The sequence below is a fragment of the Micromonospora krabiensis genome (assembly GCF_900091425.1).
GTDB classification, from domain to species: Bacteria; Actinomycetota; Actinomycetes; order Mycobacteriales; family Micromonosporaceae; genus Micromonospora; species Micromonospora krabiensis.
This window is the reverse complement of record NZ_LT598496.1, coordinates 3,837,692-3,858,424: the sequence shown is the minus strand read 5'-3', so window position 1 is coordinate 3,858,424 and position 20,733 is coordinate 3,837,692. Positions and strand designations below refer to the sequence as shown.

Sequence of the window (20,733 nt, the reverse complement as noted above, 5' to 3'; positions counted from 1 at the left end):
GGGACCGGTACGTCGGCTGCGACCGGCATCGGTCGGGGCGCTCACGACGCGGGACCGGCCCCCGCCGGTTCACGCCGCGTCGTGTCCTTGCCCCCGACGAAGGGACCACTTCGTGAGTCGGCTGTGGAGCCGGTTGGGTGCCCGTACGGCCGCCGTCGCACTGCTCTCCGTGGGCGTTGCCGGCGGCTTCTATCTGGGCGAAGACCGGGAGACCCAGCAACAGGGCCTCACCGCGCAGGTCGGCGCCGAGGTCGACCAGGCCGAGTACGAGTACCAGCGTGAGCGGCACGCCGCCCACCAGGTGCAGTCCGCCCGGCAGCGCGCGGCCGAGTACCAGGCCAAGCTCCGGGCCGCCGAGGCGGCGAAGGAGGCCGCCGACCGGGCCAAGCGGGCCGAGCAGGCCGCGGCGTCCCGCAAGCGCGCCCGGGACGCGGCCAACGCGCCCGCAAAGCCGTACGACGGACCGATCCCCGAGTCCTGCTCGGAGTACAGCGGCAACCGGGCGATCGGCTGCGCGGAGATGCTCAAGATGTTCCCCATCAAGGAGTTCCCCTGCCTGGAGAAGCTCTGGACGAAGGAGAGCGGCTGGAACCACAAGGCCAAGAACTCCTCGTCCGGCGCCTACGGCATCCCGCAGGCGCTCCCGGGCAGCAAGATGGGTTCGGTCGCCGACGACTGGCAGACCAACCCGGCCACCCAGATCAAGTGGGGGCTGGGCTACATCAAGGGCCGGTACGACACGCCCTGCGGGGCCTGGTCGTACTTCCAGAACAACGGCCACTACTGATCGGTCCGTAGGTGGCGGGGCGGGTGGTCGACCACCCGCCCCGCCGTCGCGTACGGGCCGTGCGGGCGGGACGTGAGTGGCGGCCGGCGGAGAATGCTGATAGCTCTTGGGGGGTGACCCTGCTCCCCGGAAGCGGCGACCCGAACCGGTTCGGCACCGAGGCGTTCTACGCGGCGCTCGGCCGGGCCTTCGTCGCGATGTGCGCGGTGGTGCCGTTCCTCTTCCTCATCGAGGCCGCCGACCAGGGTCTCGGGTTCGGCCTGGACGCCACCGCCGGCATCATCCCGCACCGCATCGACGGCCTCGACGGGGTCTTCTTCTCGCCGTTCCTGCACCACGGCTTCGACCACCTCTACAGCAACAGCATCCCGCTGATCCTGCTCGGCACCTTCGTGCTCGCCGCGGGCGCCCGCCGGTTCCTCTGGTCCACGTTGGTGATCATTCTGGTCAGCGGGCTCGGCGTCTGGTTCACCGGCTCGTCCAGCACGGTCGTGGTCGGGGCGAGCGGCGTCATCTTCGGCTACCTCGGCATCCTGCTCACCCGCGGCATCTTCGAGCGCAGCTGGTGGAACTTCGCCGTCTTCCTCCTGGTCGGCCTGCTCTACGGCTGGCAACTGGTCGGCATCCTGCCCACCGACGACCGGATCTCCTGGCAGGGGCACCTGTTCGGGCTGCTCGGCGGCGTGGTCGCGGCCATCGTGTTCCGCCGCCGCCGCAACGACCGTGGCGGCCCCTACCACTCCGAGTCCTCGCTCACCCTGCCCTGACGAGGCCCGGCCCGGCACCCGCGCGCCGATCCGGGACATGCTTGCCCGGGCGCCACCCGGGCCCTACCGTCGGCATCAGCACGCGTTGATCCGCGAGCGGGAAGCGACGGTACGCCATGCGTGAGGTCGATGTCGCCGTGATCGGGGCCGGTCCAGCCGGTCTCTTCGCCGCGTACTACGCCGGGTTCCGAGGGCTCTCCGTGGCGGTGATCGACGCGCTGCCGGAGCCCGGTGGGCAGGTCACGGCCATGTACCCGGAGAAGCTGATCCTCGACGTGGCCGGCTTCCCGTCGATCAAGGGCCGCGACCTGGTGGCCAACCTGGTGGCCCAGGCGGCCCCGTTCGCGCCCCGCTACCTGCTCGGCACCCGGGCGGAGAAGCTCTCCTACAGCGACGGCAACCCGGTGCTCGGCCTCGCCGGCGGTGAGCAGCTGCGCTGCGGCGCGGTGGTCGTCACCGGCGGGCTGGGCAGCTTCACGCCGCGCCCGCTCCCGGTGGCCGAGGGCTTCGTGGGCGGCGGGATCGTCTACTTCGTGCCCCAGCCGGCCGAGCTGGCCGACCGGGACGTGCTGATCGTCGGTGGCGGCGACTCCGCCTTCGACTGGGCGTTGACGCTGCACCCGCTGGCCCGATCGGTGACGCTCGTGCACCGGCGCGAGAAGTTCCGGGCGCACGCCGCCACCGTCGCGCGGGTGCTCGCGTTGCCGATCCGGGTGGTGGTCAACGCCGAGGTGACCCGGCTGCACGGCGACGGCCTGGTCAGCGGGGCGGAGATCACCGTTCGCGGCGGCGCCGCGGAGACGTTGCCGGTCGACACCGTCGTCGCGGCGCTCGGCTTCACCGCCGACCTCGGCCCACTGACCGAGTGGGGGTTGCGGCTGGACCGGCGGCACATCGTGGTGGACAGCACGATGGCGACCAACCTGCCGCGGGTCTTCGCGGCCGGCGACATCACCGAGTACCCGGGCAAGGTCCGGCTGATCGCCACCGGCTTCGGCGAGGCGGCGACGGCGGTCAACAACGCGGCCGTGGCGATCGACCCCGCCGCCCACCTCTTCCCGGGCCACTCGTCCGACGCCGGCTGACCCACCGGGTCGCGGCGGCGGATCCGTGTCAGCGCTGGGGCGCGAGGGCGGCGACGAGCACGGCGACCATCGTGAGGGCGGCGCCGAGCAGGGTCGTGAAACCGGGGTGCGAGGCCGCCGTCGGCAGGACGAGGTCCAGCAGGACGGCGCCGACGACCTGGCCGGCGATCGTGGCGAGGCCGAGCAGGAGCACCCCGGTGTAGCGCACGATCGCGGCGGCGATCGCGATGAACACGATGCCGATCGGGCCGCCCAGGTAGAGCCAGGGTTCGCTGGGCAGGCTGCCGGTCGGCCAGCCGCGGACCGCGACGTCGACGGCCAGCGTGACGAGCAGGGCCGCCGTGCCGACGGCGAAGTTGACCAGCGTGGCGGTCAGCGCACTGTCGGCGGCGGCCCGGACCCGGCCGTTGACCGCCTGCTGCCAGGCGATGCCGACCCCGGCCAGGAGCGGCAGGACGGCCAGCACCAGCGCGTCCGGCTCACCGAGCCGGTCGCTGACGGCGATCAGCACCGCGACCACGGTCAGCGCGGCGCCGGCGAGCCGTTGGCCGGTGATCGCCTGCCGGCCGGTCGGGCCGATGCCGGCCCGGTCGACGGCCAGGCTGCTGCCGGACTGGCCGGCGACCACCGCCACCGTGAAGACGGCCACCCCGAGCGTGCCGATGGTCAGCCCCTGGGTGGCCACGAGGAACGCGCCGCAGACGCCGCCGAGGCACTGCCACGGGCGCAGCGAGCCAGCGACGAGCGCCCGGCGGACGGCCACCAGCCCGCGCCGCCCGGTGGGTGTGGCGGGCACCAGGGCCAGCAGCACCAGCAGGCCCAGGCCGAAGGAGACCACGGCCGCGGCGAAACCGTCGTTCAGGCGTACGCCCAACTCGCCGTTGATCCGCGACTGCACGGCGACGGCGACCCCGGAGACGCTCGCCAGGCCCACCCCGATGATCCGGCGGGTGGCCGGCAGGACGGGCCGGGCCGTGGTCCCCGTGCTCACTCCTGCTCGGCCAGGGGTCGACCGTCGAAGTCGACGGCCGAGTAGAGCGCCAACTTCTCCAGCCGGTGATACGAGTCGATCACCCGGATCGTGCCGCTCTTGGAGCGCATCACGATCGACTGCGTGTACGCCCCACCCGCCCGGTAGCGCACCCCGCGTAGCAGGTCGCCGGAGGTCACACCGGTGGCCACGAAGAAGCAGTTGTCGCCGGTGACCAGGTCGTCGGTGGTCAGCACCCGGTCGAGGTCGTGCCCGGCGGCCAGTGCCTTCTCGCGCTCCTCGTCGTCCCTGGGCCAGAGCTTCGCCTGCATCACACCGCCCATGCACTTCAGGGCGCAGGCCGCGGTGATCCCCTCCGGGGTGCCGCCGATGCCCATCAGCACGTCGACGTCCGACTCGCCGCGGGCCGCGGCGATCGCGCCGGCGATGTCGCCGTCGGAGATGAAGCGGATGCCGGCGCCCGCCCGGCGGATCTGGGCGACCAGGTCGTCGTGCCGGGACCGGTCGAGCACGCACACCGTCACCTCGGAGATGTCGGTGCCCTTGACCTTGGCGATCCGGCGGAGGTTCTCGGCGACCCCGGCGTTGATGTCCACCACGTCGGCGTAGACCGGGCCCACGGCGAGCTTCTCCATGTAGAAGACGGCGCTCGGGTCGAACATCGCGCCCCGCTCGGCCACCGCCAGCACCGCCAGGGCGTTCGGCATGCCCTTGCTCATGAGCGTCGTGCCGTCGATCGGGTCGACCGCCACGTCCACCTCCGGACCGGTCCCGTCACCGACCTCCTCACCGTTGAAGAGCATCGGGGCGTTGTCCTTCTCGCCCTCGCCGATCACCACGACCCCGCGCATCGGAATCGAGTTGATCAGCTTGCGCATGGCGTCGACGGCGGCTCCGTCGCCACCCTCCTTGTCGCCACGGCCGACCCACCGGCCGGCGGCCATCGCCGCGGCCTCGGTGACCCGGACCAGGTCGAGGGCGAGATTGCGGTCCAGATTCTGCGGGATCCGCGTCCTGGTGTTGGTCATGACGGCTCCTCCTCGCGACGGTGCGGGGTGGACCGGCGCGACGGAAGATCCGCGCTGCCGGCTTTCGCGCTGATCCTCACACGATGGCGGACGGCGCGCCGGGCCGGGGCGGTGATGGCCCGGATACCGCCGGTCGGGCGGCTGCGAGAATGGTGCGGTGGAACCCGCACAGCCTGCCGACCGCGTCCCCGCCGAGCCGACCCCGACCGACGGCCCCGGCCCGACCGCCAACGAGCCGGCTCCGGTCCTCGCGGACCCGCCGGCGCCGCCGCCGGCCGTCGACGCCCGCCGGTCCGAGCGGTCGCCGAAGGACATGGCGATCTCCCTGCTGGTGCTGCTCGTCCCGATCGCCCTGTTGTTGGCGTTCTACCGGGGTTTCCTCGGCGGCGACCAGGCGAACACCGTCGACCCCGCGCCCGCGGTGGAGCAGGCGCAGGCCGCCAACGCCTTCCCGGTCAGCCAGCCGGTCGACCTCGGCTCGGACTGGAGCACGGTCAACGCCCGCTATCAGGCCGTCGAGGGCGGCGCGACGCTGCGGATCGGCTACGTGACCCCGGAGGGCCGCGGCGCGCAGCTGGTGCAGAGCAACGTCGCGGCCGAACGGCTGCTGCCGGCCGAGCTGACCGACCAGGCCCAACCGCAGGGCCAGGTCGACCTGGCCGGGCGGATGTGGCAGCGGTACACCGCCCGGTCGAACGAGCAGGCGCTGGTGCTGTTGGAGCCGGGCCGGACGGTGATCGTGGTGGGCGACGCCCGGGACAACGAGCTGCGCCAGCTCGCCGGCTCGTTGCGCTGACCGCGCTGCAGCGGGCCGGGCGATAGGCCCCGCGGCGAGCGCGTGCGCTCGGTCGGTTGAACGTACGGTGTCCGCGCGATGTCGGACGGGTCGGTTACGCTCCCTCGGCTGATGCTCGGACGGTCACACCGCCCGGGCGCTTTTTCGTACCGAGAGAAGAGACGACCGTGAACATTCGACGGTGGAGCGCCGGCGTCCTCGCCGCCACCCTGTTCATCCCCGCACTGGCCGCCTGCAACTCGAAGACCGACGAGCCCGCGGCCGGCGGCTCCCCCGCCGCGGCCGTTCCGGCCGACCCGAAGGAGGCGCTGCTCGCCTCGACGAAGGAGCTTGAGCAGGGCAACTTCACCTTCACCCTGGCCGCCGACGGCGTCACCGGCAAGGGTCTGATCCACAAGCCCAGCAACAGCGCGCAGATCACCATGACGATGAGCGACGGCACCGGGTCCTCGATGGGCATGGATCTGATCTACATCGAGTCGGAGAGCTGGGTGAAGCTCGACCTGGGCGAGCTGGGTGACATGATCCCCGGCGCGGCCGCGACGAAGGACAAGTACCAGCACCTCGACCAGTCCAAGGTCAAGGACTCGGAGGTGCTCAGCCTCGACATGGCGGACGTCGACCCGGGTGACAGCGCCAACCTGCTCAAGACCATCACCGACGTGCAGAAGAGCGGGGAGGGCGCGTACAGCGGCAAGCTGGACGTCTCCACCGTGACCAACTCCGACGCCCTGGACCAGGACCTGGTCAAGGCCCTCGGCGCCCAGGCCAAGGCGCTGCCGTTCACGGCCAAGCTGGACGCCCAGGGCCGCCTGACCGAGCTGGTGCTGGCGGTGCCCGCCGCCGGTGAGACCAAGGCCCACGAGATCAAGGTCACCTACGCCGACTACGGTTCTGCCGCCGCCGCGCAGAAGCCGTCGGCGGACAAGGTCGTCGAGGCGCCCGCGCAGACGTACGAGATGTTCAAGTAGGTCGCAACGACCGGAACGGGGCGGCCTCGGCCGCCCCGTTCCGCGTTCCGGCGCGGACCACCCGTCCGGGACAACCGGACAACGGGGTGATTGTGGGGCGCGTCGGCAGGGAACAGGAGAGGGGCGGACCCCGGCCGGGCGCCGCCGAGGTGACCGGCCACCGGGCTCGCGCGGCGCGGCCGGAGGTGGCTGCGCCGCCCGGCTCCGGCGCCGCCAGCTGCGTCGGGTGACCCTTCTGGGAGACACAGATGACCGTACGACGACTCGGCGCCGGCCTGCTGGCCGCCGCGCTGTTCACTCCCGGGCTCGCCGCCTGCAACGCCACCGGCACCCCGGGGACCTCCGCCTCGCCGAGTGCCTCCGCCTCCGCCTCCGGCACGGGAACCCCGTCCGGCAGCGCCGGGCCGGTGGACGGTGACGCGAAGCAGGCCCTGCTCGCCTCGACCACGGCCATTCGGGAGGGGAACTTCCGGTTCACCATGAGCGGCGCCGGCAGCCGCGCCGAGGGACAGGTGCACGAGCCGAGCCAGAGCGCCAGCATGCGGGTGGCCGTCGGCGACGCGTCCTCGGACCTGTCGATGACGCTCGACGTGATCCACTACCGGCCGGACAGCTGGGTGAAGGTGGAGCTGGGCGGCAAGGCGGCGGGCAGCGTGCCCGGCCTGGACCGGCTGAACCTCGGCAAGTACCAGCACCTCGACCAGACCCGGATCAAGGGGAACCGCAACCTGGGCTTCGACTTCGAGAAGCTGGACCCGGCCGGCAGCGAGGTGCTCACCCAGAGCGTCACCGAGGTCCGGCGCACCGGCGAGGGCGCGTACGCCGGCACCATCGACCTGTCGAAGGCCGCCCAGGCCGGCTCCATGGACGCCAGCGTCATCACCGCGCTCGGCCAGCAGGCCCAGTCGGTGCCGTTCACCGCGAAGGTGGACCCGCAGGGCCGGCTGAGCGAGTTGGTGGTCCAGATCCCCGCCGCCGGCCAGAGCAAGGCGCAGGAGGTCCGGGTCACCTACTCCGACTACGGCACCGCCACGGCGGCGCAGAAGCCGCCGGCCAGCGAGGTGGTCGAGGCGCCCGCGGAGCTCTACAACCTGTTCAACTGAGCGGCCGACCTGGGGAGCCGGCCCGCCGGCTCCTCAGGAGGTCTGCTCCTGGCGGGCGGCGTCGATGCGGGCCCGGGCGCCGTCCAGCCAGCGCTGGCAGATCACCGCGAGGGCCTCACCGCGCTCCCAGAGCGCCAGCGACTCCTCCAGCGACGTACCGCCGGCCTCCAGGCGCTCCACCACGGACGCCAGTTCGGCGCGCGCCTGCTCGTAGCTGAGCCGCTCGTCCGGCCCGGCCTTCGTCTCGTCAGTCATCGGCCTCATTCTCCGTACTCGCCGGCGTGCCGGCTCACCCGTCCACCGTCGCGGCCAGTTCACCCTCGGCGAGGCGTACCCGTAGCGGGTCGCCCTTGCCCACCTCGCCCGCCGCGCGCACCACGTGCCCGTCGGCGCGCTGGACGATCGCGTACCCCCGGTCGAGGGTGGCCGCCGGGGACAGCGCGCGCAGCCGGGCCAGGGTGTGCCGCAGCTCGTCCCGGGCCCCGGCGAGGCGGTGGTCCAGGCAGCGGTCGGCGCGTTGGCGCAGCGCGGTCAGCTCGGTGGCGCGCTGGTCGACCATCACCTGAGGGCGGGCCAGCACCGGCCGGGAGCGCAGCAGGCCCAGCCGGTGCGCCTCGCGGTCGACCAGGTTGCGGACGGCGCGCTCCAGCCGGGACCGGGCCTGGCCGATGAGGCGTACCTCCTCGGTCAGGTCGGGCACGATCCGCTTGGCCGCGTCGGTGGGTGTCGAGGCGCGCAGGTCGGCGACGTAGTCGAGAAGAGGGGTGTCCGTCTCGTGGCCGATGGCGCTGACCACCGGCGTACGGCAGGCGAAGACCGCCCGGCAGAGCGCCTCGTCGGAGAAGGGGAGCAGGTCCTCGATGCCGCCACCGCCCCGGGCGATGACGATGACGTCGACGGCCGGGTCGGCGTCGAGGACCTTCAGCGCGTCCACGATCTGCGGCACCGCGCTCGGACCCTGCACGGCGACGTTGACGGTGCGGAACTCCACCGCCGGCCAGCGCCGCCGGGCGTTGGTCAGCACGTCCCGCTCGGCGGCCGAGGCCCGGCCGGTGATCAGGCCGATCCGGTGGGGCAGGAACGGTGGCCGGCGCTTGCGGGCCCGGTCGAACAGCCCCTCGGCGGCGAGCAGCTTCTTCAGCTTCTCCAGCCGGGCCAGCAGCTCACCGAGGCCCACCTGGCGGATCTCGTCGGCGCGCAGGCTGAGCGTGCCCCGCGCGGCGTAGAACTCGGGCTTGGCGTGCAGCACGACCCGGGCGCCCTCGCGCAGCTCCGGGGCGCCGGTGTCGAGGACGTCCCGGTTGGTGGTGACCGTCAGGCTCAGGTCGGCCGACGGGTCGCGCAGGGTGAGGAAGACCGTGCTCGCCCCGGGGCGCCGGCTGATCTGGGCGACCTGCCCGTCGACCCACACCCAGCCGAGCCGCGCGATCCAGGCGCCGACCTTCTGGCTGACCACCCGGACCGGCCACGGCTCCTCCGGCGTGCTCCGCCCGGCCTCGTCGGTACTCACCCGCCCACCCTACGGTCCACCTCGGTGATCAAGAAGTTTGCGTCGTCCGCGCCGCCTGTCCTGACGCCAACCTCTTGATCACCGGGGTCGGGACGGGCGGCGGCCGACGGGCGCGGAGGGCGGCCGTGGGGGTCCGGCACGTACGATGGACGGGTGACTCAGGCTGAAGCGACTTCCCGGACCGGTAAGCGCGTGCTCCTGGCCAAGCCTCGCGGCTACTGCGCGGGCGTCGACCGCGCGGTGCAGACCGTGGAGGAGGCGCTGAAGCTCTACGGCGCCCCCATCTACGTCCGCAAGCAGATCGTGCACAACAAGCACGTCGTGCAGACGCTGGAGGCCCGCGGCGCGATCTTCGTGGAGGAGAACGAGGAGGTGCCGGAGGGCGCCACCGTCATCTTCTCCGCCCACGGCGTGGCCCCGGAGGTCTACGAGCAGGCCCGGGAACGCTCGCTGAAGGCGATCGACGCGACCTGCCCCCTGGTCACCAAGGTGCACCAGGAGGCCAAGCGGTTCGCCGCCGAGGACTACGACATCCTGTTGATCGGCCACGAGGGGCACGAGGAGGTCATCGGCACCGCCGGTGAGGCTCCCGCCCACATCCAGCTGATCGACGGCCCGGAGGACGCCGACCGCGTCACCGTCCGCGACCCGGAGAAGGTCGTCTGGCTCTCCCAGACGACGCTCTCGGTGGACGAGACGCTGGAGACGGTGGCCCGGCTGAAGAAGCGGCTGCCGCTGCTCCAGTCGCCGCCCAGCGACGACATCTGCTACGCGACGTCCAACCGTCAGCACGTGGTCAAGCAGATCGCCCCCGAGTGCGACGTCATGATCGTCGTAGGGTCCCGGAACTCCTCCAACTCCGTACGCCTGGTCGAGGTCGCGGTCGACGCCGGGTCCCGGACCGGCCACCTGGTCGACTTCGCGCACGAGATCGAGGACGCGTGGCTCGAGGGCGCGCACACGGTGGGCCTCACCTCCGGTGCGAGCGTGCCGGACGAGCTCGTGCAGGACGTGCTGGCGCACCTCGCCGCGCGGGGCTTCGCCGACGTCGAGGAGGTCACGACCGCCAACGAGCGGTTGACCTTCTCGCTGCCGCAGGAGCTGAAGCGGGACATGCGGGCCGCCGCGGCGGCGCGCGGCTGAGCGCGGGAACGCCCGGCCGTCCCCGTACGTCCGATATCGGTATGAGGACCCTTCGGCTCGCCGTCGTCGCCGTGGCCGCCGCCGCGGCGCTCACGGCCTGCGGCGCGGACGACACCAGCGCCCCCACGCCCACGCCCACCCCCACCACGGCAACAGCCCCAGTGACCGAGCAGCCGTCCAGCTCCGCTCCGGCCACACCACCGGTCGGCCCGAGCGTCACCCCGACTCCGGGCCCCACCGCGGGCGCCCCGACGCCGAAGCCCGGCGGGGGGCAGTCGCTGACCGGGCGGATCACCGCCGGCGTCGAGCCGGGTTGCCTGCTGCTCGACAACCACCTGCTGATCGGCGGTCCGCGGGACGTGCTGGCGGTGGGGGCCCGGGTCACTGTCACGGGGCGGGTGGTCGAGGACATGGCGACCACGTGCCAGCAGGGCACACCGTTCGTGGTGGAGACCGCCAAACGGTCGTGACGGCCGGCCGCCCGCGTCAGCGGGCGGTCATCTCACCGTCGGACGCGTCCAGCAGCTCGGGCGCCTGCGGCTGCCGCGGCGCCAACTCCACCTGGGCGGGCGTGGCCAGTTCCTGGTCGGAGACGCCCAGCTCGGCGAGCTTGCGCGCGCTGACCAGCACCCGCGCCTCCAACGAACCGACCGCCCGGTTGTACGCCGTCACCGCGCTGCCCAGCGCGGAGCCCAGCTTGCCGACGTGGTCGCCGAGGGTGGCGAGCCGGCCGTGCAGCTCGCGGGCCAGCGAGCGCACGGCCGTCGCGTTACGGGCCAGCGCCTCCTGCCGCCATGAGTAGGCGACGGTGCGCAGCAGCGCGACCAGGGTCGCCGGGGTGGCCAGCACCACATTGCGGGCGAAGGCGTGCTCCAGCAGCGTCGGGTCGCGCTGGAGGGCGACGTCGAGGAACGGGTCGGCGGGCACGAACAGCACCACGAACTCGGGCGTGCTGTCGAAGGCCGCCCAGTAGGACTTCGCGGCGAGCGCGTCGACGTGCGCCCGCAGGTGCCGCGCGTGCGCGTCGAGGTGCCCGTCCCGGCCGCGCTCGTCGCGTGCCTCCATGGCGGTCAGGTAGGCGTCGAAGGGCGCCTTGGCGTCGACCACCACCGACCGCCCACCGTGCAGCCGGACCACCAGGTCGGGGCGGACGCCCTGGTTGTCGGTGCTCGCGGTGACCTGCTCGGCGAAGTCGCAGTGCTCCAGCATGCCGGCCGCCTCGACGATGCGACGCAGCTGATGCTCGCCCCAGCGGCCCCGCACCTGCGGCGCGCGCAGAGCCGCCACCAGCTGCTTCGTCTCGGTGCGCAGCTCACCCGAGACCGCGCTCATCGAGCGGACCTGCTCGCGCAGCTCGGCGTACGCGTCGACCCGGTCGCGCTCCAGCTCGGCCACCCGCTGCTCGTAGCGGCGCAGCGTGTCGTGCAGCGGGGCGACGGCCCGGGCCACCGCCTCCTGGGACTGGGCGGTCGCCTCGTAGCTCAGTGCCCGCATGGACTGCTCCAACCGCCCCTCGCCCTCGCGAGTGGCACGCAGGGTCGCGTCGAGACGGGCGATCTCGGCCGCGGAGCGGGACCGGGCCGCGAGCCAGCCCACCGCGCCGCCCGCGCCGAGGCAGAGCACCACCACGGCCAGCGTCGGGAAGTCCATCACCGAAGCTTGCCAAACGCGTACGACGTTGCGGGCGTGGGTACCGTCGTGTTCATGGAACTTCTGCTGCTGGTCATCCTGGTGGCGCTGCTGGCCGGCGCGTTCGTCTGGTGGCGTCGCGAGGCCGCCGTACGGGAGGGCCGGGCCATCGCCGACGCGCGGGCGGACGCCCAGCGCTGGTACGAGCGCCTGGGCGGCCAGGTGATGAACCTGCACGGCGACGACCCGGCCGTCCGGCAGTCGCTGGTCGACGCCGGTGAGCGGTACAACGCGGCCGGTGGCCAGCTCGAACAGGCCCACACGGTGCAGCAGTACCGGCTGGCGCGGGAGACCGCCCTCGAAGGGCTCGCGTACGCGCGGGCGGCCCGGGTCGCGCTCGGCCTCGACCCCGGCCCCGACCTGCCTCCGCTGGCAGCCGCCGCGGGTGCCGGCCAGTTGACCAGGGAGCGGCAGGTGGAGGTGCAGGGCCAGACCTTCAAGGCCGGACCGCAGCCGGGGCGGGACACGCCGTACTACTACCCGGGCGGTCGCTACCAGGGCCGGCCGGTGCCGGCCGGGTGGTACTCGACACCGTGGTGGAAGACCGCGCTGGGCGCCGGCGCGGGCGTGCTGGGCGGCATGTTGATCGCCGACGCGCTCTTCTCGCCGGCCTTCGCCGACCCCGGCTACGGCTACGACGCCGGCTACCAGGAGGGCTTCTCCGACGGCGCCGACTACGGCGACGGCCAGGGTGGCGACGTCGGCGGTGGTGACGCCGGTGGTGGCGACTACGGCGGCGACTTCGCGGGCGGTGACTTCGGCGGGGGCGATTTCGGCGGGGGAGACTTCGGCGGCGGCGACTTCTGAGCACCGCTGGGTCGCGGCCGCGCGGAGCCCCGCGCCGGTCCTGGCCCGGCGGAGCGCCGGGCCAGGACCGACCGCAGCCCGTCAGCCGGTGTTGCGCATCCCGGCGGCGATGCCGTTGACCGTGGTGAGCAGAGCGCGCTCCAGGGCCGTACCGTCGCCGGGGGCGCGGCGACCGCCCGGCGCCGTCGCCACCGCCCGGCCCGCCGCGCCGGAGTCCCGGTACTGCTGCAGCAGCGCCACCTGGAGGTGGTGCAGCGGTTCGAGGTAGGTGTCGCGCACCGCGAGGGTGCGCTGGAGGACCGGGGAGTTCTCCAGCAGCGCGGGGGACGCGGTCACCGCGAGGACCTCGCGCTTCGTCAGCTCGTACTCCTCCTCGATCTTGTGGAAGATCGGGTGGAGCTTCTTCGGCACGAGCGTCTCGACGTACCGACGGGCGATGGTCAGGTCCGTCTTGGTCAGCATCATCTCGACGTTCGAGAGGAACGTCCGGAAGAAGTGCCAGTTGCGGTGCATCTCGGACAGGACGTCGGCCAGCCCCGCCTCCCGCGCCGCGGCGAGCCCGGAGCCGACGCCGAACCAGCCCGGGACGATCTGTCGGGTCTGCGTCCAGCCGAACACCCACGGGATGGCCCGCAGCCCGGCCAGGCCGGCGCCCGTGTTGGGCCGCTTCGCCGGGCGGGACCCGATGTTGAGCGCGCCGAGCAGCTCGGTGGGGGTGGACGCCCAGAAGTACGCGGGCAGGTCCGGGTCCTCCACCAGCGACCGGTACGACCGGAAGGCCGACTCGGACACCACGTCCATCGCGGCGTCCCAGCGCTCCAGCATCTCGGCGGGCTGCCGGGGCGCGGTGTGCAGCAGGGTGGCCTGGAGCACCGCGGCCAGGGTCAGCTCCAGGTTCTCCCGGGCCAGCGAGGGCAGGGTGTACTTGTCGGAGATGACCTCGCCCTGCTCGGTCACCTTGATCGCGCCGTCGAGGGTGCCGTACGGCTGGGCCAGGATCGCCTCGTGCGTCGGCCCGCCGCCGCGCCCCACCGTGCCGCCCCGGCCGTGGAAGAGGCGCAGGTGCACGCCGTGCCGGGCGGCCACGTCACGCAGCGCCCGCTGCGCCCGGTGGATCGACCACTGGCTGGTGGTGATCCCCGCCTCCTTGTTCGAGTCGGAGTAGCCGAGCATGACCTCCTGCACGTCGCCGCGGGCGGCGACCAGCGCCCGGTACGCCGGCAGCGACAGCAGTTCGTCCAGCAGCTCCCCGCCGGCGTTCAGCTCCGCCGGCGTCTCCAGCAGCGGCACGAACCCGACCCGGGCGCGGCCGGTGTGCACGTCCACCAGGCCGGCCTCCCGGGCCAGCACCACGGCGGCGAGCACGTCGTCCACGCCGAGGGTCATCGAGATGATGTACGACTCGATCACCTCGGTGCCGAACCGGTCCTGTGCCTCCCGGATCGTGCCGAAGACGTCGAACGTCTTGCGGGCCGCCTCGGTCAGCGGGGTGTCCAGCGTGGAGAGCGGCCGGCGGCCGGTCAGCTCGTCGGCGAGCAGCTTGGTGCGCTCCAGCCGGGTCAGCGATGGGTAGTCGGAGACCTCGCCGACGGCAGCGTAGAGCTGGGTGAGCACCTCGTGGTGCTTCTCCGCGTGCTCCCGCACGTCCAGGGTCGCCAGGTGCAGGCCGAACGCCGACACCGTACGGATGGTGGAGGCGAGCCGGCCGACGGCGGTGAGCTGGCCGGAGTTGCGGGCCAGCGAGGCGCGCAGCAGCTCCAGGTCGGCGATCAGCTCGGCCGAGCCCCGGTAGTCCCGGCCCGGCACGTGGGCGGTGCCCTGGCGCAGCCGCTGCCGGGTATTGGCCAGCTTGGCCTTCACGCAGCGCGCCTTCAGCCGGTACGGCTCCTCCGCGTTCACCCGGCGGAACCGGGGCGCCACCTCGGGCAGCGCGTCCAGGTCGGCGGCGAGGCTGGCGGAGAGGTCCAGCGACACCCCGCGCAGCCGGCGGCTGACGGACACCTCGTTGATCAGGTGGTCCATCGCCTTCTCGGTGGCCTCGATGCCGTGTTCGTGCTGGATGCTCAGCACGTCGCGGGTTACCGCCGGGGTGACGAAGGGGTTGCCGTCACGGTCGCCGCCGATCCAGGTGCCGAAGGTCAGCGGCCGGGCCGTCGGCGAGGTCTCCACGCCCAGGGTCCGCAGCGTGTCGGCGAGGTCGTCGAGGACCTGCGGGGCGGCCTCGGCGTACAGGTCGCGCAGGTAGTAGATCGCGTTGCGCGCCTCGTCGGTCGGGTCCGGCCGGTCCAGCCGCAGCTCGTCGGTCTGCCACATGAGGTCGAGCAGCTCGGCCAGCCGCCGGTTCGCCGGCCCCTCGTCGCTGGCGCCGTAGAGGATCGCGTTCGCCGTCTCGGTGTCCAACTCGTCGGCGATCGCGCGCAGCTTCGACAGGATGGACCGGCGGGCCGCCTCGGTCGGGTGCGCGGTGAAGACGGGCCGTACGGCCAGGCGGCGGGCGACGGCGGCGATCTCCTCCGACGGCACCCCGCGCTCGGCGATCATCTTCGCCGCCTGGTCCAGCCAGCCACCCTGCACGGCCCGGCGTCGCCGCAGGTCACGGGCCCGGTGCACCTGCTCGGTGATGTTGGCGAGGTGGAAGTAGGTGGAGAAGGCGCGGGCGAGCTTGGTGCCGGTCGTCACGTCGAGGGTGCCGAGCCGCTGGGCTGCGGCCGGGGCGTCGGAGCGGACCTGCGCCCGGATCTCCTCGACCAGGTCGAGCAGGGGCCGGCCCTCCTGACGGGCGAGGGTCTGCCCGAGCAGGGTGCCGAGGCGCCGGATGTCGGCCCGCAGCGCGGCGTCCGGGCCGTCGTGGTCGTGCTGGTCGGTCACGGTGCGCTCCTCACGTCGCTACGAAGGACAGCGCTGTCCGACTCCCTGGATGGTATCCGCGCGGACCGGTATGTAAGGAGGGGCCCCGGGAGATCGCCTTCCACGGTCGGCGCGTCGTCCGGCTGCGCCGCTGGTCCGGGCGCCGGCACGCCGGGGTGATCTGGGCCACCGGCAGAATCCCCTTGACCGGCCGGCTAGCTTCCGATCATGGTGCCACCGCGCTATCCGCCGAAGCCGCGACCCGGCGACCGGGTCGCCGTCGTCTCGCCCTCCGCCGGCCTTCCGGCGGTCTTCCCCGAGGTGTACGAGCTGGGCCTGCGCCGCCTCCGCGAGGACCTCGGCCTGGAGCCGGTGGAGTATCCGACCACCCGCGTACTGGGCGCCGACCCGCGCGACCGGGCCCGGGACCTGACCGCCGCCTTCGCCGACCCGTCGATCACCGCCGTGCTCGCCACCGTCGGCGGGGACGACCTGATCACGGTCACCCCACACCTGGACGACGCGGTGATCGCCGCCAACCCGAAGCCCTACTTCGGCTACTCGGACAACACCAACGTCCTCAACCACCTCTACCGCCTCGGCATCGTCGGCTACCACGGTGGCTCGGTGCTGGTGCACCTCGGCCGGCCGGGCGCGCCGCATCCGCTGACCTTCGACTCGCTGCGCGCGGCGCTCTTCACCCCCGGCTGGTACGAGCTGGCCCCGGCCACCGAGTGGGGCGACCAGCCGAACGACTGGCGGGACCCGGCCACGCTGGCGGACGAGCCGGTGATGATCCCCGGCGAGGGCTGGCGCTGGCAGGGCCCCGAAACAGTGGTGCAGGGGCGCACCTGGGGCGGTTGCCTGGAGATCCTGCACTGGCTGGCGGCGGCGGACCGGATCCCTTCCGTCGCCGACCTGTCCGGCTCGGTGCTGGTCTTCGAGACCTCCAACGAACTGCCCCCGGCCACCGAGGTCTTCCGCATCCTGCGCAACCTGGGCGAGCGTGGCCTGCTCGCGGCCTTCCGGGCGGTGCTGGTGGGGCGCCCGAAGGCGTGGGACTTCGACCGCCCGCACACGCTCGACGAGCGGCGGGCCTGGTCCGAGGACCAGCGAGCCGCCGTGAACCGGGCGTTGGCCGCGTACGCCGACGACCCGGTCGTGGTCTTCGACGTCGACCTGGGTCACACCGACCCGCAGCTGATCATCCCGTACGGCGGTGAGGTGCGGGTGGACGCGGTCGAGCGACGCATCTCGGTGCGCTACTGACCGGCCGCGTTCGGGTCAAGATCCGCGCAACAGCTCGGAATTAGCGGTGTCGAGGCCGACGGGAGGCCGCAACTTCCCCGGAGTTGCGCGGACCGTGGCGGGGCGGGGGCCGGCCAACGCGCTGCGGCGGGAGACGGGTGGGTGTCGGCTGCCGGAGATAGGCTGGCATTCGTGCACCCCCCGTCCGGCCGGACGCGGGGGATCAGTCGTGTGCGCCGAGCCGCACCACGCGCGTCGACTCCGCGGGAAGTGATCACATGCTCACCGGACTGTTCACCGCCGCCCTGGCCGATCCCGGGCTGGCCCGGGCGCGTGACCTGGCGCGCTCCGGTGCCGCGCAGGTCGACGGGCTGGACATCACCGCGCCGCCGGCGCTGCGACCCTTCGCGGTGGCCGCCGTCGCGGCCGACCCCGCCGACGACAGCGGGACCAGCGCCGCGGGTGCGCGTGGGGCGGGTGGGGGTGCCGGGCGGCCCGTGCTGGCCGTGACCGCCACCACCCGAGAGGCCGACGACCTCGCCGCCGCACTGGGCAGTCTGCTCCCGGCCGAGCAGGTGGCGGTCTTCCCGTCCTGGGAGACGCTGCCGCACGAGCGGCTGTCGCCCCGCTCGGACACGGTCGGTCGCCGGCTCGCCGTGCTGCGCCGGCTCGCCCACCCGGAGGCGGCCGACGCGCACGGCCGCACCGGGCCGCTGCGGGTCGTCGTCGCGCCGGTCCGCTCGCTGCTCCAGCCGCAGCTGAAGGGGCTCGGAGACCTGGAGCCGGTGCAGCTCGCCGCCGGGGTCGAGGCCGACTTGGAGGAGGTCGCACGCCGGCTCACCGACATGGCGTACGCCCGGGTCGACCTGGTCACCAAGCGCGGCGAGTACGCGGTGCGCGGCGGCATCCTCGACGTCTTCCCGCCCACCGACGAGCACCCGTCCCGGATCGAGTTCTGGGGCGACGAGGTGGAGGAGATCCGCACCTTCGCGGTCGCCGACCAGCGCACGATCGAGCAGGTCGCCCAGCTCTGGGCGCCCCCGTGTCGTGAGCTGCTGCTCACCCCCGAGGTGCGGCGGCGGGCCGCGGCGCTGGCCGAGCAGCACCCGGAGCTGGCCGAGATCCTGGACAAGCTGGCGGAGGGCATCCCGGTCGAGGGGATGGAGTCGCTGGTGCCGGCGCTGCTCGGGGACGAGAGCCTGGAACTGCTGCTGGACACCATGCCGGCCGGCACCCACGTGATCCTCTGCGACCCGGAGCGGATCCGCACCCGGGCGCACGACCTGGTGCGTACCTCCGAGGAGTTCCTCCAGGCCAGCTGGGCCGCGGCCGCCGTCGGTGGTCAGGCCCCGGTCGACCTGGGCGCCGCCGCCTTCCGCAGCCTGGCGGACGTCCGCGCGGCCGCCGGCAAGCGGGGCCAGCCGTGGTGGACGCTGTCGCCGTTCGGCCTCGCGGAGGCGGAGGCCGCTCCGGCGCGCCAGCCGTGGGAGGACGCCCCGGCGGAGGTCAGCGTCACCCCGGACGACGCGATCGCGGTGACGCTGGCCGCCCAGCCGGCGCCGCTCTACCACGGCGAGACCGCCCGGGTCGTGGACGACCTGAAGCGCTGGTCGGTCGAGGGCTGGTCGATCGCGCTGGTCTTCGAGGGGCACGGCCCCGCCCAGCGGGCCGTGGAGGTGCTGCGCGACGCCGGGCTGGGCGCCCGGCTCACCGAGACGGTGCCGGAGGCGCCCGTCCCCGGTGAGCTGCTGGTGGCCTGCGGATCGCTGGGCGCCGGCTTCGTCGACGAGGCGTCCCGGTTCGTCCTGCTCACCGGCGACGACATCACCGGCGGGCGGGGTGCGTCCACCCGTGACATGCGCAAGATGCCCAGCCGGCGGCGCAACACGATCGACCCCTTGGAGCTGAAGGCCGGCGACCACGTGGTGCACGAGCAGCACGGCATCGGCCGCTACGTGGAGCTGGTGCAGCGCACCGTCAACGGCGCCTCCCGGGAGTACCTGGTCATCGAGTACGCCCCGAGCAAGAAGGGTCAGCCCGGCGACCGGCTCTTCGTCCCGACGGACCAGCTCGACCAGCTCAGCCGCTACGTCGGCGGCGAGCAGCCCACCCTGCACAAGATGGGCGGCTCGGACTGGCAGAAGTCGAAGGCCCGCGCCCGCAAGGCGGTCCGCGAGATCGCCGCGCAGCTCATCCAGCTGTACGCCGCGCGGAAGGCGTCGAAGGGGCACAACTTCGGCCCGGACACGCCGTGGCAGCGGGAGCTGGAGGACGCGTTCCCCTGGCAGGAGACGCCCGACCAGTTGGCGGCGATCGAAGAGGTCAAGCGGGACATGGAGCAGACGGTCCCGATGGACCGGCTGATCTGCGGTGACGTCGGCTACGGCAAGACGGAGATCGCGGTCCGGGCGGCGTTCAAGGCCGTCCAGGACGGCAAGCAGGTGGCCGTCCTGGTGCCGACGACGCTCCTCGTGCAGCAGCACTACAACACGTTCGCCGAGCGGATGAGCCAGTTCCCGGTGACCATCCGGCAGCTGTCCCGGTTCCAGACGCCGAAGGAGGCCGAGCAGACCCTGACGATGGCCGCCGAGGGCACGGCCGACATCGTCATCGGCACCCACCGGCTGCTGCAGGCGGCCACCCGGTTCAAGTCCCTCGGGCTGGTCATCATCGACGAGGAGCAGCGGTTCGGCGTCGAGCACAAGGAGCACCTGAAGACGATGCGTGCCTCGGTCGACGTGCTGAGCATGTCGGCCACCCCGATCCCGCGGACGCTGGAGATGGCGATCACCGGCATCCGCGAGATGTCCACCATCGCCACCCCGCCGGAGGAGCGGCATCCGGTGCTGACGGCCGTCGGGGCGTACGACGACCGGCAGGTCGCCGCCGCCATCCACCGCGAGTTGCTCCGCGACGGTCAGGTCTTCTACCTGCACAACCGGGTGGAGTCGATCGAGCGGGCGGCGCGGCGGATCCGGGAGTTGGTGCCGGAGGCGCGGGTCGCGGTGGCGCACGGCCAGATGGGCGAGGAGGCGCTCGAGAAGGTCATGGTCGGCTTCTGGGAGAAGGAGTTCGACGTCCTGGTCTGCACGACGATCGTGGAGTCCGGCATCGACATCCCGAACGCCAACACCCTGATCGTGGAGCGGGCCGACCTGCTGGGCCTGGCCCAGCTGCACCAGATCCGCGGCCGGGTGGGCCGGGGTCGGGAGCGGGCGTACGCCTATTTCCTCTACCCGGCCGACAAGCCGCTCACCGAGAACGCGCACGAGCGGCTGGCCACCATCGCCCAGCACACCGAGTTGGGCGCCGGCATGTACGTCGCCATGAAGGACCTGGAGATCCGGGGCGCCGGCAACCTGCTCGGCGGTGAGCAGTCCGGGCACATCGAGGGCGTCGGCTTCGACCTGTACGTGCGGATGGTCGGCGAGGCCGTGCAGGCGTTCAAGGGGGAGCGTCCGGAGGAGGAGGTCGACGTCAAGATCGATCTTCCGGTCGACGCGCACCTGCCGCACGACTACGTCGGGGTGGAGCGGCTGCGGCTGGAGATGTATCGCAAGCTCGCCGAGGCCCGCGACGAGGAGCGGCTGCGCGAGGTCGTCGCCGAGATGACCGACCGCTACGGCGAGCCGCCCGCCCCGGTGCAGAACCTGGTCGCGGTGGCCCGTTTCCGGCTGCTGGCCCGCCGCTACGGGCTCACCGATGTGAGCATGCAGGGCAAGCACCTGCGGTTCAGCCCACTGCCGCTGCCGGACTCGAAGCAGATGCGGCTCAAGCGCTACCACCCGGACTCGGTCTACAAGCAGGCCACCGACCAGGTCAGCGTGCCGCGGCCGAGCACCCGCCGGGTCGGTGGTGAGCCGCTGCGCGACCAGGCCCTGCTGGAGTGGTGCGCCCAGCTCCTCTCCGACGTGCTCGGCGAGCCGGCCCTGGCGGGGGCGGCTCGCTGACCGCCCGTGCG

Annotated in this window: 17 protein-coding genes; 11 read left to right on the top strand and 6 right to left on the bottom strand. The window is 73.1% G+C overall.

The window, feature by feature from the left end:
• The first annotated feature begins 112 nt into the window (after positions 1–112).
• The 3 genes from GA0070620_RS17615 (at position 113) to GA0070620_RS17605 (ending at position 2,639) form a co-directional block, all read left to right on the top strand.
• Positions 113–787 carry an aggregation-promoting factor C-terminal-like domain-containing protein gene (locus tag GA0070620_RS17615; protein WP_091592303.1) on the top strand — a complete coding sequence of 225 codons (675 nt, stop codon included), beginning with the start codon at positions 113–115 and terminating at the stop codon, positions 785–787.
• Positions 788–900: 113 nt separating this feature from the next.
• Positions 901–1,554 carry a rhomboid family intramembrane serine protease gene (locus GA0070620_RS17610; protein ID WP_091592302.1) on the top strand — a complete coding sequence of 218 codons (654 nt, stop codon included), beginning with the start codon at positions 901–903 and terminating at the stop codon, positions 1,552–1,554.
• Between the two features lie 116 nt (positions 1,555–1,670).
• Positions 1,671–2,639, top strand: a complete 969-nt coding sequence (locus GA0070620_RS17605; RefSeq protein WP_091592300.1) for an NAD(P)/FAD-dependent oxidoreductase — start codon at positions 1,671–1,673, stop codon at positions 2,637–2,639.
• Positions 2,640–2,667: 28 nt separating this feature from the next.
• Here GA0070620_RS17605 and GA0070620_RS17600 read toward each other — a convergent pair whose 3' ends face one another.
• On the bottom strand, positions 2,668–3,630 hold the full coding sequence (locus GA0070620_RS17600; RefSeq protein WP_377520828.1) for a DMT family transporter: 963 nt from the start codon (positions 3,628–3,630) through the stop codon (positions 2,668–2,670).
• Positions 3,627–4,658, bottom strand: a complete 1,032-nt coding sequence (glpX, locus tag GA0070620_RS17595; RefSeq protein ID WP_091592298.1) for a class II fructose-bisphosphatase — start codon at positions 4,656–4,658, stop codon at positions 3,627–3,629. Before glpX ends, GA0070620_RS17600 begins: the two co-directional genes overlap by 4 nt.
• 157 nt (positions 4,659–4,815) lie before the next feature.
• Between glpX and GA0070620_RS17590 the strand changes: the two genes are divergently transcribed.
• The 3 genes from GA0070620_RS17590 (at position 4,816) to GA0070620_RS17580 (ending at position 7,528) form a co-directional block, all read left to right on the top strand.
• On the top strand, positions 4,816–5,454 hold the full coding sequence (locus GA0070620_RS17590; protein WP_091592296.1) for a DUF4245 domain-containing protein: 639 nt from the start codon (positions 4,816–4,818) through the stop codon (positions 5,452–5,454).
• Positions 5,455–5,621: 167 nt separating this feature from the next.
• On the top strand, positions 5,622–6,425 hold the full coding sequence (locus tag GA0070620_RS17585) for a hypothetical protein (RefSeq protein ID WP_091592294.1): 804 nt from the start codon (positions 5,622–5,624) through the stop codon (positions 6,423–6,425).
• Between the two features lie 248 nt (positions 6,426–6,673).
• Complete coding sequence (locus tag GA0070620_RS17580; protein ID WP_091592292.1) at positions 6,674–7,528, top strand: hypothetical protein; 855 nt, start codon at positions 6,674–6,676, stop codon at positions 7,526–7,528.
• Positions 7,529–7,561: 33 nt separating this feature from the next.
• On the opposite strand, the gene GA0070620_RS17575 is transcribed toward GA0070620_RS17580, so the two are convergent.
• Entirely contained in the window at positions 7,562–7,783 is a 222-nt protein-coding gene (locus GA0070620_RS17575; RefSeq protein ID WP_091592290.1) for an exodeoxyribonuclease VII small subunit, read from the bottom strand.
• Positions 7,784–7,817: 34 nt separating this feature from the next.
• A complete protein-coding gene (gene xseA, locus GA0070620_RS17570) occupies positions 7,818–8,984 on the bottom strand; it encodes an exodeoxyribonuclease VII large subunit (RefSeq protein ID WP_377520940.1) in 1,167 nt (388 codons plus the stop codon).
• Positions 8,985–9,191: 207 nt separating this feature from the next.
• Here xseA and GA0070620_RS17565 point away from each other — a divergent pair, with 207 nt between their 5' ends.
• Positions 9,192–10,181, top strand: a complete 990-nt coding sequence (locus GA0070620_RS17565; RefSeq protein ID WP_091592285.1) for a 4-hydroxy-3-methylbut-2-enyl diphosphate reductase — start codon at positions 9,192–9,194, stop codon at positions 10,179–10,181.
• A 41-nt stretch (positions 10,182–10,222) separates the two neighbouring features.
• Positions 10,223–10,651 carry a hypothetical protein gene (locus GA0070620_RS17560; RefSeq protein ID WP_091592284.1) on the top strand — a complete coding sequence of 143 codons (429 nt, stop codon included), beginning with the start codon at positions 10,223–10,225 and terminating at the stop codon, positions 10,649–10,651.
• 16 nt (positions 10,652–10,667) lie between these two features.
• Here GA0070620_RS17560 and GA0070620_RS17555 read toward each other — a convergent pair whose 3' ends face one another.
• On the bottom strand, positions 10,668–11,831 hold the full coding sequence (locus GA0070620_RS17555; protein WP_091592280.1) for a DNA recombination protein RmuC: 1,164 nt from the start codon (positions 11,829–11,831) through the stop codon (positions 10,668–10,670).
• A 54-nt stretch (positions 11,832–11,885) separates the two neighbouring features.
• On the opposite strand from GA0070620_RS17555, the gene GA0070620_RS17550 reads away from it, so the two are divergent.
• Positions 11,886–12,677, top strand: a complete 792-nt coding sequence (locus tag GA0070620_RS17550; RefSeq protein WP_091598915.1) for a hypothetical protein — start codon at positions 11,886–11,888, stop codon at positions 12,675–12,677.
• 81 nt (positions 12,678–12,758) lie between these two features.
• On the opposite strand, the gene ppc is transcribed toward GA0070620_RS17550, so the two are convergent.
• On the bottom strand, positions 12,759–15,545 hold the full coding sequence (ppc, locus tag GA0070620_RS17545; protein WP_091592279.1) for a phosphoenolpyruvate carboxylase: 2,787 nt from the start codon (positions 15,543–15,545) through the stop codon (positions 12,759–12,761).
• A 207-nt stretch (positions 15,546–15,752) separates the two neighbouring features.
• Here ppc and GA0070620_RS17540 point away from each other — a divergent pair, with 207 nt between their 5' ends.
• Together GA0070620_RS17540 and mfd are read left to right on the top strand one after the other, a co-directional pair.
• Positions 15,753–16,793 (top strand): S66 family peptidase, encoded by a 1,041-nt coding sequence (locus GA0070620_RS17540; protein ID WP_091592277.1) that lies wholly within the window; start codon positions 15,753–15,755, stop codon positions 16,791–16,793.
• Positions 16,794–17,050: 257 nt separating this feature from the next.
• The gene (gene mfd, locus GA0070620_RS17535) at positions 17,051–20,722 is read left to right on the top strand and encodes a transcription-repair coupling factor (protein ID WP_091592275.1); all 3,672 of its coding nucleotides are present in this window, start codon (positions 17,051–17,053) and stop codon (positions 20,720–20,722) included.
• The last annotated feature ends 11 nt before the right edge of the window (positions 20,723–20,733 follow it).